The organism is Demequina sp. NBRC 110051 (assembly GCF_002090055.1).
In the GTDB taxonomy this organism is placed as follows: domain Bacteria; phylum Actinomycetota; class Actinomycetes; order Actinomycetales; family Demequinaceae; genus Demequina.
The window spans coordinates 285827-302279 of the sequence record NZ_BBRH01000006.1 but is presented as its reverse complement, the minus strand read 5'-3'; the positions used below and the strand labels follow the sequence as shown (position 1 = coordinate 302279).

Annotated in this window: 12 protein-coding genes; 6 read left to right on the top strand and 6 right to left on the bottom strand. The window is 70.3% G+C overall.

Translation table 11 applies throughout. The features are described from left to right. Positions 1 to 4 precede the first annotated feature (4 nt). Positions 5 to 3526 (bottom strand): transcription-repair coupling factor, encoded by a 3522-nt coding sequence (mfd, locus tag B7K20_RS01315; protein WP_084099701.1) that lies wholly within the window; start codon positions 3524 to 3526, stop codon positions 5 to 7. 87 nt (positions 3527 to 3613) lie between these two features. Between mfd and B7K20_RS01310 the strand changes: the two genes are divergently transcribed. The 6 genes from B7K20_RS01310 to B7K20_RS01285 all read left to right on the top strand — a co-directional run bounded on the left by B7K20_RS01310 (position 3614) and on the right by B7K20_RS01285 (position 9460). Continuing rightward, positions 3614 to 5065 carry an adenosylhomocysteinase gene (locus B7K20_RS01310; protein WP_144018459.1) on the top strand — a complete coding sequence of 484 codons (1452 nt, stop codon included), beginning with the start codon at positions 3614 to 3616 and terminating at the stop codon, positions 5063 to 5065. Next, complete coding sequence (locus B7K20_RS01305) at positions 5062 to 6372, top strand: amidohydrolase family protein (protein ID WP_084099699.1); 1311 nt, start codon at positions 5062 to 5064, stop codon at positions 6370 to 6372. Before B7K20_RS01310 ends, B7K20_RS01305 begins: the two co-directional genes overlap by 4 nt. After that, entirely contained in the window at positions 6369 to 6833 is a 465-nt protein-coding gene (locus B7K20_RS01300) for a cupin domain-containing protein (RefSeq protein ID WP_084099698.1), read from the top strand. Before B7K20_RS01305 ends, B7K20_RS01300 begins: the two co-directional genes overlap by 4 nt. A 65-nt stretch (positions 6834 to 6898) precedes the next feature. Then, positions 6899 to 7798 (top strand): ABC transporter substrate-binding protein, encoded by a 900-nt coding sequence (locus tag B7K20_RS01295; protein WP_084099697.1) that lies wholly within the window; start codon positions 6899 to 6901, stop codon positions 7796 to 7798. A gap of 13 nt (positions 7799 to 7811) precedes the next feature. Then, the gene (locus B7K20_RS01290) at positions 7812 to 8717 is read left to right on the top strand and encodes an amino acid ABC transporter permease (protein ID WP_084099696.1); all 906 of its coding nucleotides are present in this window, start codon (positions 7812 to 7814) and stop codon (positions 8715 to 8717) included. Beyond that, on the top strand, positions 8714 to 9460 hold the full coding sequence (locus B7K20_RS01285; RefSeq protein WP_084099695.1) for an amino acid ABC transporter ATP-binding protein: 747 nt from the start codon (positions 8714 to 8716) through the stop codon (positions 9458 to 9460). The genes B7K20_RS01290 and B7K20_RS01285 overlap by 4 nt, the downstream gene beginning before the upstream one ends. 51 nt (positions 9461 to 9511) lie before the next feature. Here the strand turns inward: B7K20_RS01285 and B7K20_RS01280 are convergent, their stop codons facing one another. The 5 genes from B7K20_RS01280 to B7K20_RS01260 all read right to left on the bottom strand — a co-directional run bounded on the left by B7K20_RS01280 (position 9512) and on the right by B7K20_RS01260 (position 16428). Further along, the gene (locus tag B7K20_RS01280) at positions 9512 to 11440 is read right to left on the bottom strand and encodes an FAD-dependent oxidoreductase (protein ID WP_234985645.1); all 1929 of its coding nucleotides are present in this window, start codon (positions 11438 to 11440) and stop codon (positions 9512 to 9514) included. Positions 11441 to 11588: 148 nt separating this feature from the next. Beyond that, on the bottom strand, positions 11589 to 14147 hold the full coding sequence (locus B7K20_RS01275; RefSeq protein ID WP_084099694.1) for a glycoside hydrolase family 65 protein: 2559 nt from the start codon (positions 14145 to 14147) through the stop codon (positions 11589 to 11591). Continuing rightward, positions 14144 to 14893 (bottom strand): HAD family phosphatase, encoded by a 750-nt coding sequence (locus B7K20_RS01270; RefSeq protein ID WP_255372749.1) that lies wholly within the window; start codon positions 14891 to 14893, stop codon positions 14144 to 14146. The genes B7K20_RS01275 and B7K20_RS01270 overlap by 4 nt, the downstream gene beginning before the upstream one ends. Positions 14894 to 15159: 266 nt before the next feature. Next, the gene (gene pth, locus B7K20_RS01265; protein ID WP_200808999.1) at positions 15160 to 15732 is read right to left on the bottom strand and encodes an aminoacyl-tRNA hydrolase; all 573 of its coding nucleotides are present in this window, start codon (positions 15730 to 15732) and stop codon (positions 15160 to 15162) included. 93 nt (positions 15733 to 15825) lie between these two features. After that, positions 15826 to 16428: a 50S ribosomal protein L25/general stress protein Ctc gene (locus B7K20_RS01260; protein ID WP_084099691.1), complete on the bottom strand. Its 603-nt coding sequence runs from the start codon at positions 16426 to 16428 to the stop codon at positions 15826 to 15828. Positions 16429 to 16453: the final 25 nt, after the last annotated feature.

The following is a 16453-nucleotide window of genomic DNA, read 5'->3' as shown; positions in this document are numbered from 1 at the left end:
TTCGTCATCCTACTGGCGCCACCGCGGTGGCCTTGACGACCTCGCGCACCCAGTCGAGCACCGGCAGACCCTCGACGGGCTTGCCGCCGATGCGCTGTGTGAGCGGTGCGGGAACGAGGATCTGGCGCACGGCCGGCTTGATGAGCGTGCCCGGGTAGAGCCGGTTCACGCGCAGCGCCGCCGAGTCGGGCAGCTCCACCGGGCTGAAGCGCACGTACTTGCCCTGCGCGACCACATCGGTGATGCCCGTGCCACGCAGCTCGCAGCGCAGGCGCGCCACGGCCATGAGGTTCTCGACGGGCTCGGGGAGGTTGCCGTAGCGGTCGGCGAGTTCCTCGGCGACGGCGTCGAGCGCGGCCCCATCCGCGGCATCGGCCATCTTGCGGTACGCCTCGAGGCGCAGGCGCTCGTGCTCGATGTATTGCACGGGGATGTGCGCGTCGATGGGCAGGTCGATGGTCATCGCGGGGCGCTCCTGGTCGCCCTCGCCGCGGAAGTCCGCGACAGCCTCGCCGACCATGCGGATATAGAGGTCGAAGCCCACGCCCTCGATGTGGCCCGACTGCTCGCCGCCCAGCAGGTTGCCCGCGCCGCGAATTTCCAGATCCTTCATGGCGACGGCCATGCCCGCGCCCAGGTCGGTGTTGGCCGCGATGGTCTGGAGGCGGTCGTGGGCGGTCTCGGTGAGGGTCCGGTCAGCCGGGTAGAGGAAGTACGCATACGCACGCTCGCGGCCGCGACCCACGCGCCCACGCAACTGGTGCAGCTGCGACAGGCCAAAGGTGTTGGCCTTCTCGACGATCAGGGTGTTGGCGTTGGAGATGTCGAGGCCGGTCTCCACGATCGTGGTGCACACGAGCACGTCGTAGCGCTTCTCGTAGTAGTCGACGATGACCTGTTCGAGCTGCTTCTCGCTCATCTGGCCGTGGGCGACGGCGATCCTGGCCTCGGGGACCAGCTCGCTGAGGCGCCTCGCGGCGCTCGTGATGGTCTTCACGGAGTTGTGGATGTAGAAGACCTGGCCGTCGCGCATCAGTTCGCGGCGGATGGCCGCGGCCACCTGCGGGTTCTCGTACGGGCCCACGTAGGTGAGGATCGGGTGGCGCTCCTCGGGCGGAGTCGCAAGCGTCGACATCTCACGGATGCCGGTGACGGCCATCTCAAGCGTGCGCGGGATGGGCGTGGCGGACATCGCCAGCACGTCCACGTCGGTGCGCATCGCCTTGAGTGTCTCTTTGTGCTCCACGCCGAAGCGCTGCTCCTCGTCGATGATGACCAGGCCCAGCTGCTTGAAGCGCACCGAGCCCGTAATGAGCCGATGCGTGCCGATGACCACGTCGATCGAGCCATCCGACAACCCCTCGACGACCTCCTTGGCCTCCTTGTCGGTCTGGAAGCGCGACAACGCCGCGACCTTGACCGGGAACTGGGCGAAGCGCTCGGTGAACGTGTCGACGTGCTGCTTCACCAGCAGCGTGGTGGGGCACAGGATCGCAACCTGGGTGCCGTCCTGGATCGCCTTGAAGGCGGCACGCACGGCCACCTCGGTCTTGCCGAAGCCCACGTCGCCGCACACCAGCCGATCCATAGGCACGGTGCGCTCCATGTCCGCCTTGACCTCGTCGATCGTGGTGAGCTGATCGGGGGTCTCGACGAACGGGAAGGACTCCTCGAGCTCGCGCTGCCACGGGGTGTCGGGGCCAAACTCGCGGCCGGTCGTCGCCATGCGCGCGCTGTACAGGCGGATGAGCTCCGCGGCGATCTCCTTGACCGCCTTCTTGGCGCGCGACTTGGTCTTGGCCCAGTCCGAGCCGCCCATCTTGTTGACGCTGGGAGCCTCGCCGCCCACGTACTTCGTGACCTGGTCCAGCTGATCGGTGGGCACCGAGAGCCGGTCGGCGGGGCCGCCGCGCTTGGACGGCGCGTACTCGATAACCAGGTACTCGCGCTCGATGCCGCGCACGGTGCGCTTGGTGAGCTCGACGAACCGACCCACGCCGTGGGCCTCATGCACCACGAAGTCGCCCGCGCGCAGCTGCAGCGGGTCGACGGCGTTGCGGCGCCGGCTCGGCACCTTCACCTTGGGTCCCGCGGCGACCGCGGCACGGCCGGTGAGGTCGGACTCGTGCATGACCAACACCCCGTCGTCGGCGCTGCTAAACCCGGCGCCCGTGATCTGCGGGACCACGGACACGATGCCGTCGACGCGTTCATACTCCGCCTGCACCCGCGCCGGCACGCCCTCCTCGGTGAGCTGCTCGGCGAGCCGGTGCGCGCTGCCCGTGGACGCGGCGGTGACGACCACCGTCCAGCCGTCGGCCATCCGCGAGCGCAGCAGCCCCACCGCCTCGCGCAGGCGACCACGGTGGTCCTCGAGGTCGGCGATTCCGGTGACCACGGCATCGGCCGCACCGAAGGGACCGAGGCTCACCCACTGCACCCCGCGGGAGTCCGCGGCCTCGCGCAGTTGCTCAAGCGTGAGGAACGAGCCCTCGGAGGGCTCGAGCGGGCTGTCCGCGCCGGCGGCGGCAGACACCCACGCGGCGGCGAGGAACTCGTCGGCGGTGCGGGTGAGGTCCTCGGCCCGGCGCGCGAGGCGCTCGGGCTCGATCAGCAGCATGCGGGTGCCGCGAGGCAAGATCGCGGGCACCGAGGTGAGGCGCGTGACGAGCAGAGGGATGAGGGACTCCATGCCCTCGACCGCGTGGCCGTCCGCGATCTTGGCGAGCATCTCGGAGGCCGCCGGGATCTGGTCGATGAGCTGCGCGGCACGGGCGCGCACGTCGTCGCTGAGCAGCAGCTCGCGGCACGGGGGCGCCCACAGGCGCTCGACGTCTGTCAGGGAGCGCTGGTCCGCGACGGAGAACGAGCGGATCGAGTCGACCTCGTCGCCGAAGAACTCGATGCGCACGGGGTGAGGGTCGGTGGGGGCGAACACGTCGACGATGCCGCCGCGCACGGCGTACTCGCCGCGCTTTTCGACCATATCGACCCGCGTGTAGGCGGCCGCGGCGAGCGACTCGGCCAGCTCGGTGAGGTCGTGCTCCTCCCCTACGCGCAGGTGCACCGGCTCGAGGTCGGGGAGGCCGGAGACGATGGGCTGCAGCAGCGCGCGGATGGGCGCGACGACCACCTCAACGGGCGGGATGCCCGCCTCCTGTTCGACGAGCTCGGGGTGGACGATGCGTCGCAGGGTCGCGAGGCGGCGCGCAACGGTGTCGGAGCGGGGGCTGAGACGCTCGTGGGGCAGCGTCTCCCATGCGGGCAAGACGGCAATGCGGGCGGGGTCGCGGTAGCCGCCGAGCGCGGCGGCGAAGGTGTCGGCGTCGCCGCCGGTGGCCGTCACGACCACGAGTGGGCCGTCGAGGTCGGCGCGCGCGACGAGCGCGGGCGCGGCGGCCGCGGCGGCGGTGAGGTGCGCGCCATCGGCGAGCTCGCGGGGCGCGAGGGAGCTGAGCAGGGCGCTGAGCGGCTGGTTCACGAGTCTCCAGGCATGCCAAGGAACCGGAATCTCCGGCTCACCCATCTTAAGGACGCGCACCGACAAGCGATTCCCGGGCGATCCCATCCGCGCGGGAGTCGGCGACGGGCTGCCAAACCTAGACTTGGCACCATGACCGATGCGCGCGGCGAGGCGGAGCGGCTGCTGCGCCGCTTCGCCCGCGACACCAACCTGCTGATCGCCGGCCGACCGTTCCGCGTGACAGGGGACGGCCCGGTTGCCGCGTCCCTTGGCGCCATGCTGAGCGGCATGGGCGCACGGGTTCTCTCCGCCGACGTCCAGGCGGCTGATGCGACCTCCGAGGTCGTCATCGACGTCACCACTGGGGACATCACCCTGGGCGGGGCGCCGATGGGCGGGCGCGGCGACGCCGCCGGCCGGCTGGGCTTTGCCGCCGCTCACATGCCCGTCTCGACGGCTCTCGCCGCCGACCTCGCTGACGCCGGCACGCTCGCGGGACTTGGCATCGGAGTCTCCATGACACTCGAGCCGAAGACCGCGAACCTCGCGCTCCTGCTCGCGAAGGCCGGCGCCACCGTCGCCGTCTACGCCCACCCCGACGAGACCGACGAGGCCGTCGCCCAGGCGCTGAGGGACCGCGGTGTGCCCGTCGATGCCGACTCGACGCTGACCACCCCCGCGGCCGAACGCGCGGCCGCCCTGAGCTTCCTCGACCGCGGCTTGGACGTGCTGGTCGACGACGGCTCGCACGTCACTCGCCTGGCCCACGAGGCCCGACCCGAGCTGGTGGCCCGCTGGACCGGCGCGACCGAGGAGACCACCAGCGGCCTCACTCCCCTGCGCCGCATGCACGCCGCGGGCGCGCTCGCCACGGGCGTGGTCGCCGTCAACGACGCCATCACCAAGACCGGGTTCGACAACCGCTACGGCACCGGCCAGAGCTGCGTGCTCGCGATCGCGGACCTCCTCGATGCCGCCGGCGTGAGCGTGCGCGACCAGCCCGCTCACGTCGTCGGCTACGGCCCGGTGGGTGAGGGCGTCGCCGCGCACCTGCGGGCGCTGGGCGCCACCGTCACGGCCAGCGAGATCGACCCCGCCCGCGCCCTGCTCGCCGCCCACGACGGCTACGAGGTCACCACTCTCGCGGCCGCCGCCCCGGGTGCGCTCGTGGTCTCCGCCACAGGCTGGCCCGGCACCGTGCCCGCCCACGTCACCGAGCGCGCCGCCGCCGTCGCCGTCGCCGGCGGCGTCCCCCACGAGATCGCGTGGGACGGCGACCTCACGCCCGTCGCCCCACACGTCGAGCGCACGTCGACCGGCGCGCTGATCCTGGACCGCGGCGGCTGCATCAACGTCACCGCCGCCGAGGGCAACCCCATCGAGATCATGGACCTGTCCTTCGCGACCCAGCTCGCCGCGGTCGCCGAGGTCGTCACGACCCGCCCCGCCGTCGGCGTCCACGCCCTGTCCCCCGCCGCCGTCGAGCGCGTGGCCGCCACCGCTGCCCGCGTACGAAGGGTGCCGCTCGAAGCCCGCCCCGCCACGGCACAGGCCATCGACACCGACTGGCACAGCCCCCGCTACCGCGAGGAGATCGCATGACGTCCTTCCCCGTCACCCTGTACTCGGCGGCGCTCGTGCTGCCCGTGACGGCGCCGCCCATCCTCGACGGCGCCATTGCCGTGCGTGGCGAGAAGATCCTGCACGTGGGCGAGCGCGCGTGGGTGGAGCGCTCGCTCGCCGAGCGCGGCGTGCCCGTGAACCACGTGCACTGGGACGGCGTCCTCACGCCTGGGCTCGTCAACGCCCACACACACCTGCAGTACACGGGCATGGCCGAGGTCGCCCAGCGCACCTACCAGGGCTTCGAGGACTGGATCACGGGCTTCAACCCGGTCTACCAGCGCGGACACGACTGGGGGGCCGATGCCGCGGCCGGCGCCGCGATGCTGGTCGCCACCGGCACCACGGCCGCCGCGGACATCGTCACGGACCCCGAGGCCGCCCACGCCCTTCACGACGCCGGGCTGCGCGGCATCGCCTACTGGGAGGTCATGGACTGGACCAACGCCGACTGGTCCGCGCACGGCCGCGCCGAGGTCGAGGCAGCCCTGGACTCGCTGCCCGACCGCCCCGGCACCGGCCTGTCCCCTCACGCCCCGTACTCGCTCGAGATCGTGCCGCTGCTTGAGATCCCCGACATCGTCCGCGAGCGCGGCCGGCGCATCCACATTCACCTGGGCGAGTCCGGCATCGAACGCGAATTCGCGCACGAGGCCCGCGAGCCGTGGCAGACCCAGGGCCTAGGCGGGTTCGTGGAGCTGCGCCAGGCCGGCTTCGGCACGTCGGCCACCGACTACGTCGACCACCTGGGGGTCCTGGGCCCCGACTGCCACGTCGCCCACGGCGTGTACATGTCCGAGCGCGACCGCGCGATCCTGCGCGCCCGCGGCACCACCGTCGCGCTGTGCCCGCGCTCCAACCACATCATCGGACTGGACAATCCGCCTGTCGCCGCGTACCTGCGCGAGGGTTCCCCCATCGCGGTGGGCACCGACTCGCTGTCGTCGTCCCCGTCGCTGGACCTCATGGGCGAGGTCAAGGAGCTCATGCGGATCGCGCGGGCCCAGGGATACTCGGGCGACGACCTCGCCGAGCGGCTGCTGACCGCTGCCACTCTGGGCGGCGCGCACGCCATGGGCATCGACGAGGGACCCCACCGCACGGGGTACCTGGCCGTCGGCGCCCGCGCCGATCTGGCCTTCTTCGACGTGCCCGTCACCTCCATCACCGAGACCCTGACCACGCTTGCCGAGGCAGGCGATGGCCACGCCGCCGCGACCATCATGGGCGGGCGCGTGCGCCACGCCTCGTCCCACTTCACTGAGCAGACGGGTGCCCACGCATGAGCCAGCCCACGCCCCAGGCGAGTGACGCCACCCGGCCCGCCACGGCATCGGCCCTCGACCTTGAAGCCCACCCCGAGGGCGGCTGGTTCCGGCGTATCTGGACCGGCACCGTGCCCGTCGAGACGCCAGGCGGCGTGCGCCCCGCAGCCACCACCATTCACTACCTGCTGACCCCCGGCGAACGCTCTGCGTGGCATGTGGTGACGAGCGACGAGCTGTGGCTGTGGCACGGCCCCGGCACCCTCACCCTGTCGCTCGGCGGCGACGGCGAGCAGCCGGCCGATGCCGTGGCCACCCAGGTGTTGGGCCGCGACCTGGCGGCGGGTGAGGTGCCGCACGTGCTGGTGCCCGCGGGAACGTGGCAGGCCGCCGAGCTCGCGGGCGACGAGGAATGCCTGGTGTCCTGCGTGGTCTCCCCCGGGTTCGACTTCGCGGATTGGGCGCTCGCCACCCCCGAGTAAACTCCCCCCGTACGGGAGCCGTCAGCGTCGACTCCGCTCCACCACCTTTTGTTTTGGAGAGCTGTATGTCTGCACGCACCCTGAGCCGCTTCGCGACCGCGGCCGTCGCTGTGTCCGCCTTCGCGCTGGCCGGCTGCTCGTCGTCGTCCGAGGGCGAGTCCTCGGCCACCCCCACCGACGCCGCGACCACGGAGGCCACGGCCACCGCGACCGCCTCCGCCGAGGCCGGCGCCGCGCTCGAGACCGTCACCGATGGTGTCCTCACCATCGCGACCGGCGAGCCCGCCTACGAGCCCTGGATGATCGACGACGACCCGACCTCGGGCGAGGGCTTCGAGTCCGCCGTGGCGTACGCCGTCGCCGCCGAGCTGGGCTACGCGCCCGAGGACGTCGAGTGGGTTCGCACCACGTTTGACGCCGCCATCGCCCCCGGCGCCAAGGACTGGGACCTCAACATCCAGCAGTTCTCCGTGACCGAAGAGCGCAAGAACGCCGTCGACTTCTCCTCGCCGTACTACACGACCTCGCAGGCCGTCGTCGCGGTCGAGGACGGCATGGCCGCCGACGCGACCTCGATCGCCGACCTCGCCGGTGCCGCCGTGGGCGTCGCCGTGGGCACCACCTCGTATGACGTCGCCGTCGAGGCGCTTGGCGAGGACAACATCCAGGTGTTCAACTCCGTCGCCGACGTGGTCGCGGCCATCAACGCGGGCCAGATCGACGCGTTCGTGACCGACCTGCCCGGCGCGTTCTACTCCGCGGCCGTCGAGGTCGAGGGCGGCGTCATCGTGGGCCAGTTCGCCGGCTCCGAGGGCGGTGACGAGTTTGCCTTCGTGCTGCCCAAGGACTCGCCCAACACCGAGACGGTGACCGAGGCGGTCGACGCCCTCGCCGCCGACGGCACCCTCGCCGCCCTCGAGACCGAGTGGCTCTCGGACGCGGTCGACGTTCCCGTCCTGAACTAGGACAATTCCCGGCATGAGCAACGGAGCGTCGCAGTCCGCGAGCGCGGCCGACCCGTCGGCGGGGCCCGTGGCCGCGCACCACGAGGTCAGCGCCCTCGAGATCGAGCGGCGGCAGTACCGTCAACGCGCCTCGCGGCGCTCCGTGCTCATCGCCGTGGGCTCGACGGTGGCCTTCACCGTCATCGCCTCCCTGATCATCGTCAACACCCCCGGGTGGGAGGCGGTCAAGGAGTCCTTCTTCAACTGGGAGATTGGCCGCGACAGCTTCGCGGGCATTCTCAAGGGCCTGTGGCTCAACATTCGCGCGCTGTTCTTCGCCGCGATCGGCGTCGCCATCTTCGGCACGCTGCTTGCCGTGCTGAGGTCTCTACGCGGCCCCGTCTTCTTCCCACTGCGCGCCGTCGCCACCATCTACGTGGACCTGTTCCGCGGCATGCCCGTGCTGATCGTGCTGTACCTCGTGGGCTTCGGCATCCCCGCGCTCGACATCTTCCCGCGCATGGACGCGGCGGTGTGGGGAACCATCGCCATCGGGCTGTGCTACTCCGCGTATGTGGCCGAGGTGCTGCGCGCCGGCATGGAGGCCGTCCACCCCTCGCAGCGCATCGCGGCGCGGTCACTGGGACTCAGCCACGGCAAGACCCTCCGCCTGGTGGTCATCCCGCAGGGCGTGCGCAAGGTCATCCCCGCCCTCATGAACGACTTCGTGTCGATGCAGAAGGACGTGGGCCTCATCTCGGTGCTCGGCGCCGTGGACGCGATCCGCGCCGCACAGATCGACGTCGCCTCGACCTACAACTTCACGCCCTACGTGGTCGCGGCGCTGCTGTTCGTGGCGATCTCCGTGCCGCTGACGCGCCTGACTGACTACGTGGCGGGACGCATGAACATGCGCGAGCAGATCGGCGGCACCGTATGAGCGGCGGTTCGAACGTCCTCGAGATCTCCGACCTGTGGAAGTCGTTCGGCGACAACACGGTGCTGTCCGGCGTGGACCTCACGCTTGCCCAGCACGAGGTGGTCGTCCTCATCGGAGCCTCGGGCTCCGGCAAGTCCACCCTGCTGCGCACCATCAACCTCATCGAGCTCATCGACGACGGCCGCATCGTGCTGTCCGGCGACGACATCTCCGACCCGCGCGTGGATGCTGACAAGGTGCGCTCCCGCATCGGCGTGGTGTTCCAGCAGTTCAACCTGTTCCCGCACATGAAGGTCATCGACAACGTGACCCTCGCCGCGCGCCAGGTGCACGGCCAGGACGGCGCCGCCGCTCGCGCGCGTGGCGTCGAACTGCTGACCCGCTTTGGCCTGGGCGACAAGGTCGACGCCTACCCCGACCGCCTCTCGGGCGGCCAGCAGCAGCGCGTCGCCATCGTGCGCGCCATCCTCACCGACCCCGAGCTGCTCCTGCTCGACGAGATCACCTCCGCGCTCGATCCCATGCTGGTGGGCGAGGTGCTGGACCTGGTGCGCGGGCTCAAGGACGCGGGCTCCACGATCCTGATGGCGACCCACGAGATGGCCTTCGCGCGCGACGTCGCCGACCGCGTGGTGTTCATGCACGGCGGCCGGATCATCGAGTCCGGTCCCCCCGCGCAGATCTTCGACGCGCCGGAGCGCCCCGAGACGCAGGAGTTCCTGGCGCGCGTCACGCACCGCTAACGCGGTGTGCGGGGGGCCGATGCGACGGTCACCCGCCGCATCGGCCACGCCTCACAGCGCGAACGCCGCCTCGAAGCCCGCGTTGATCGCGTCGCCCACCTTGGCGGGCTTCACGCAGTCGCCCACCGCGATGACGGTGCCGCGACCCTCGAGTGACGCGGCCAGCCCCGTCGCGGGGCGCACGCCGAAGGCGGAGATCACCGTGTCGGCATCCACCCGGTTCTCACCGTCGGGCCCATCGACCACCACTCCCTCGGCGTCCACAGTAGTGACGCGGTGTCCGGTGAGCACCGTCACGCCGGCCTCGGCGAGGTCGCGCAGCAGCGTGATGCGGTTGATGAGCAGCAGGTCACCGGCCACAGCATCGGCCATCTCGACGATGGTGACGTCATGGCCCTCCTGGGCCTTCTCGAGCGCGAAGTCCGCGCCCGAGAGTCCGCCACCGCAGACCACCAGGCGCTTGCCCAGCTCGGCTCCCAGGTGGGCGTCGACGACCTCGATGACGTTCTCACCGTCGAGGCCGGGGATGGGCGGCACCACCGGGGTCGAGCCGGCAGCCACGATGATCGTGTCCGCGTCGGCGAGCTCGGGCGAGGCCGCGTCGATCTCGGTGCTGAGGTGCACGGTCACGGGCAGGCCCGCGAGCTGGCGCTCCCACCAGAAGATCATCGAGCGCAGTTCCTTCTTGAACTCGGGCGTCGCGGCGGGCCACAGCACGCCGCCCAGGCGCTCCTCGCGCTCGTACAGGTCCACACGGTGGCCGCGCAGAGCCGCGACGCGTGCGGCCTCCAAGCCGGCGGGACCGCCGCCGATCACGACGACGTGCTTCTCGGCGTCGGCGGGCTCGATGACCCGCTCGCGCTCGAAGCCGACCGTGGGGTTCACGGCGCAGCCCAGCGGCTGACCCACAAACGCATTGCCCACGCACAGCTGGTTGCAGCGGATGCAGGGACGGATGTCCTCGCGGCGACCGGCGGCGAGCTTCTTGGTCCACTCGGGGTCGGCGATGAGCGCGCGGCCGATGCCAGCGAAGTCCATCTCGCCATTGGCGATCGCCTGCTCGGCGCGCTCCGCGGTGAGGTTGCCGCAGCCCAGCACGGGAATGGAGAGCGCGTTCTTGAAGGACTGCACCGAGCCCAGCATGCAGTTGTCACCCAGGTAGTAGGGCGGGAAGACGTAGTCCATGGCCTCGTAGGAGCCCTCGTCGATCATGAGCATGTCGAGCCCGGCGTCCTCAAGCTGCAGCGCGATCTCGAGCGACTCGGCGGGCGTGCGGCCGCCCTCGAAGCGGTGATCGACCGACAGGCGGAAGGTCACCGGGAGCCCGGGCGCGCCTGCCTTCACGGCCTTGATGATCTCGACGGCGAAGCGGCAGCGGTTCTCGACCGAGCCCCCGTACTCGTCCTTGCGGCGATTCCACACGGGCGACAGGAACTGGTCGATGAGGTAGCCGGTGTGGCCATGAATGTCGATGGCGTCGATGCCCGCCTGAGCGCAGCGCGCGGCGGCCTCCTGGAAGCGCTGGACGATGACCTTGATCTCGTCGCGCTCGAGCGGGCGGCAGATGACGCTCGGGTCGGCGTAGTGCCCGTTGTCGGAGGCCGAGATCGGCGCGTTGTCGGGGTCGACCACGTTGATGTTGCGTCCCAGGCCCGCGGTGAGCTGGACGGAGATGGCCCCGCCCACGGCGTGCACCGCCTCGGCGAGCGCCGTGAGGCCCGGGGTCGCCGCGTCGGAGTCGACCCGGCCCAGCCCCTCGTTGATCATCTCGTAGTCGTTGGTGACGGCGTTGATGCCTGTGACCACGAGCCCCGCGCCGCCCTTCGCACGCTCGGCGTAATAGGCGACCTCACGCTCGGTCATGTGCCCGTCGTGGTCGCCCATCTCCGTGCCCATGGGCACCATCACCACGCGGTTGCGCAGCGCCAGACCGCCCAGGCTCGTCGGCGACAAAACGTGGTCAAAGGACGTGACGGACACAGAGTGCTCCTAGGGTCGACGGTGAGGATTCACCTCGACCCTAGGGACGCGTCTCCCCCGGTATCCGGGACGTTTGCCCCTCCCAGAAGGGCGGCCGATGCGGTGGTGACCACGGCATCGGCCGTCCCCTTGGCGCGTGCTTTCGCCGTCAGGACTCCGGCATGTGCAGCTGTTGCGTCTCCGTGGGCGGCTCCTCGACGTCCTCGTTCACGGACGTAGGCAGCGATGGCGTGATGACGGTGCCGTCGGCGCGCACGGTGCCGTGGAACGCCTGGGCGTCGGGGGCGCCGGGGATGCGGTCGCCCTGGTGCTCGAGCGGCACCTCGAGCTCCTGGAGCTGCGTGAGCGAGTGGCGCTCGCCGCGCACGTCGACCGTGAGCCCGGGCCCCTCCTCGATCGCGAACAGGATGGACTCCTGGCGCACCGTCACCCGCACGCGCGTGCCGCGCTGGGTGATGCGGTACGTGAGCGACGGCCACTGCTCGGGCAGGCGCGGGTCGAACCGCAGGACGTCGTCGTGGTCGCGGAAGCCGCCAAAGCCGTAGACGAGCGCCGACCACACGCCGCCCGTCGAGGCCGTGTGGACTCCGTCGGCCGCGTTCTCGTGCAGGTCGGCGAGGTCGACGTAGAGCCCATCCCAGAAGTAGCGCAGCGCGAGCTCGTGGTAGCCCACCTCGGCCGCGATGATCGACTGGACCACGCCCGACAGCGTCGAGTCGCCCGTGGTGATCGGGTCGTAGTACTCGAAGTCCTTGCGCTTCTGTTCGGGCGTGAAGTGCTCGCCCTGGAGGAACAGGGCGAGGACCACATCGGCCTGCTTGAGGACCTGAAAGCGGTAGATGACGAGCGGGTGGAAGTGCAGCAGCAGCGGGCGCTTGTCGGCGGGCGTGTTCTCGAGGTCCCACACCTCGCGCTCGTTGAACAGCGCATCCTGCGGGTGGATGCCCAGGAGGTCGTCCCACAGGATCGCCATGCCGTCGGCGGCGCGCTCCCACTCCGTGACCTCGTCGGGCGTGACGCCCAGGCGCGCGACGACCTTCTCGAACTGCTCGGGCCAGCGGTCGCGGAGCTTGCCGAGGCTCTTGGCCGCCACGCGCAGGTTAAACCTGGCCATCACGTTCGTGTAGAGGTTGTCGTTCACCACGGTCGTGTACTCGTCAGGGCCGGTCACGCCGTGGATGCGGAAGGACTCGCCCTTGCCCTCGACCTTGCGCCAAAAGCCCAGGTCGGCCCACATGCGCGCGGTCTCGATGAGGATGTCGATGCCGTTGCGCGACAGGAACTCGTCGTCGCCCGTGGCCCTCACGTACTTGTCGACGGCGAAGGAGATGTCTGCGTCGATGTGATACTGCGCGGTGCCGGCCGCGTAGTAGGCCGAGGCCTCCTCGCCGTTGATGGTGCGCCACGGATACAGGGCGCCGTGCTGAGCGAGCTCGGCGGCGCGCCTGCGCGCGGCCGGAAGCATCTGGAAGCGGTACCGCAAGGCGTTGCGGGCAATGATGGGCGACGTGTACGTGAAGAACGGCATCACGTAGATCTCGGAGTCCCAGAAGTAGTGGCCGCCGTACCCGGAGCCGGTGAGGCCCTTCGCGGCGACCCCCAGGCCGTCGCCGCGCGCCGCGGCCTGCGCGAGCTGGAACATGTTCCAGCGCACGGCCTGCTGCACGTCGTCGTGACCCTCGATCTCGACGTCCGAGCGGTCCCAGAAGCCCTCGAGCCAGGCCCGCTGGTCCTCGTACTGCTTGGTGATGCCCTCGGCAGCGACGCGGTCGAGGGTGCGATGGCAGCGGTCGGCGAGCTCGCGCGCGGGCACCACGCGCGACGTGTGATAGCTGACCACCTTGGTCAGGGTGAACGACTGGCCCGGCTGCGGGCGGGCGCGGAAGACGTGCTTCGCGTAGTCCTCCTCGGACTCGCAGACCGTGTCGAACTCGCCGTCGAAGTCCACGGAGTGCTCCATCGCGACGGCGAGCGTCATCTTGGAGTTTTCCGCCTGGTATCCCAGCACCGCGCGGCGGTCGTCGCCCGTGTGCAGACGCGGCTCGAGCACACGCTTGTCGAGCTTGGAGGCCTTACGCGGGTCGTTGATGCCGCTGCTAGGGGTGGGGTTAGCGCGGTACTCGTCGATGCCAGCGGCGCGGTTGAGCAACTGCGAGGAGATCGCAATGGGCGCCTCCTCGTCCAGCAGCGTGACCTCGAACTCCATGACCGCCACGTGACGCTGTGCGAACGAGACCATGCGGCGCGAGCGGATGCGCACGCGGTTGCCCGACGGGGTGCGCCACAGCAGTTCGCGCGTCAGCACGCCCTCGCGCATGTCGAGCACTCGCGAGTACTCGATGAGGTCCGCGATCGACAGCAGGAGGGGCTCATCGTTGACGTAGAGCCTGATGATCTTGGGATCGGGCACGTTGACGATGGTCTGGCCCGTGCGCGCGAAGCCGTAGGCCTCCTCGGCGTGCAGGATGTCCCACGTCTCGTGGAAGCCGTTGATGAAGGTGCCGTGCGCGTGAGCGTCGTGGCCGTCCTCGATGTTGCCGCGCAGGCCCAGGTAGCCGTTGCCGACCGCGAACAGCGTCTCGGTGACGCCCAGGTCGTCCTTCGAGAACTCCGTCTCGACCAGGCGCCAGGGGTCGGCGGGGAAACGCAGCCGGTCCAGGTACTGCGGCGAGGTGGTGTCGCCGCTGGGGCGCTCGGCCGCCCTCATCCGACGAGCTCCTGGAGGTCGTCCACCACAAGGTCGGCGCCGTGCGTCAGCAGTTCGTCGGCACCCGCGCCACGGTCCACGCCGATCACCAGGCCAAAGTCGCCCGCCGCGCCGGCTTGGACGCCCGAGAAGGCATCCTCGACGACCACGGCGACCTCCTGGGGTACCCCGAGCAGGGCCGCGGCGCGCTGGTAGGTGTCCGGCGCGGGCTTGCCAGGGATCTTGTCGCGCGCGGCGACGGCGCCGTCCACGACGATCTCGAAGTGGTGGTCGAGTCCCGCTGCCGCGAGCACCTCGGGGGCGTTGCGCGAGCTCGACACCACGGCCATCGGGACGCCGAGCGCGTTCAGGTGATCGATCAGCGCGACCGAGCCCGGATAGGGCGCGATGCCCTCGTCGCGCAGCACCGCGGCAAACATGTCGTTCTTGGCGTTGCCCAGGCCGCACACCGTCTCGGTGCCGGCGGCGTCGCTGGGGTCGCCCTCGGGAAGAGTGATGCCGCGGCTCGCGAGGCACGCCCGCACGCCGTCGTAGCGGGGCTTGCCGTCAACGAACGCGAAGTAGTCCTCGTCCGTATACGCCGGCGTGACGCCGTGGGCCGTGAAGTAATCGGTGAACATGCGCTTCCACGCGTTCATGTGGACCTCGGCGGTCGGGGTAAGCACCCCGTCCAGGTCGAACAGTGCGGCGCCAAAGCGACGGTCGCTCACCTGGGGGATGGCCCAGGCAGTCTCGGTCGTGGTCACGCTTCCTCCCTCGTATTCGCGGTCAGCGTGCCGGACATGCGAACAATGCGACTGTCCGCCACCACGGCACTTCCGATAGTAGTGACGCGGATGGGGGGGCTGTCCATTCCCTGGTGAACCAGACCTCTGGTCGGTTTGGCCCACAGTTGGGGCGCGAGTGGCGCGAGCGGCTGGTGTGACGCGCACCGGAGCACCACCGGCACACATGCGTCACAGGTGTGGGCCAAACCGACCCACAGGCCGAGCCAAGCCGACGTCAGGCGGGCCTAGCGAGGCGAGTGGAAGCGCTGTTGCGTGGCCTCAAGTCCGTGCTCGATCACGGACTCGACGGCGTCGGCGCCGTCGGAGATCAGCAGGTCGAGTTCCTTGCGCTCTGCGGCAGAGAAGGGCTTGAGCACGAAGGTCGCGGCATCCATGCGGCCTGGCGGGCGGCCAATGCCGACGCGCACGCGGATGTAGTCGGGCGTGCCGAGCGCCTTGGTGATGTCCTTCAGCCCGTTGTGGCCGCCCGAGCCGCCGCCGCGCTTGAGCCGCACCTCGCCAAACGGGATATCGAGCTCGTCGTGGACCACGATCACGGCGGTCGGCTCGACCGACTGGTACTTGGCGAGCGAGGACACGGGGCCGCCGGAGACGTTCATGTAGGACATCGGCACCGCGACCACGACGGCCTGGCCCGCGAGGCGCACCGTCGCGGCCCTGGTGCGGGTCTTCTTGTGCACCGACAGCGCCCCACCGCCGCGCGCTGCGAGTTCATCGACCACCATCTGGCCGATGTTGTGGCGGGTCCCCGCATACTCCTCGCCCGGGTTGCCCAGGCCGATCACGAGCGCGCTCAACGGTGTCTCCTCATGGGTGGAAGTCTGCCGTGACGCACGAGGCGCCCGCCACCAGCGGTGACGGGCGCCTCGTGTCACGAATACGCGAAAGGCTTAGGCCTCGTCGCCCTCGGCGGCCGCGGGGGCCTCCTCGGCAGCCGCGTCGTCCTCCTCCTGCGCCTGCGGCGCGGCGATGGAGGCGATCTGCTGGTCGACGTCACCGGCGAGCTCGATGCCCTTGGGGAGGTTCACGTCGGAGGCGAGGATCTTCGCGCCCTCCTCGAGTCCCTCGATCGAGACCGTGAAGGACTCGGGCAGGTGGGTCGCCTCGGCGAGCACCTGGAGGGTCGAGGCCTCCTGGAAGTGGATGGTGCCAGGAGCCGACTCGCCCTCGAGGTGCAGCGGGATGTCGACGACGATCTTCTCGCCCTTCTTCACGATGAGCAGGTCGACGTGGACGATCCACGGCTTGATGGGGTGACGCTGCACGTCCTTCGGGACGGCGAGCTCTTCCTTGCCGTCGAACTGCACCGTGAGGAGCGCGTTCGAGTTCTTCAGCGCCATCATCGTGTCGTGGCCGGGCAGGGTCAGGTGCACGGGGGCGGCGCCGTGGCCGTACAGGACCGCGGGGATCTTGTCATTGGCGCGGATGCGGCGGGCGAAGCCCTTACCGAAGTCGCTGCGGATCTCTGCCGCGAGCACAAGCTTGTCAGACATGGGGTTCTCCTTGGGAGTCGGTGGT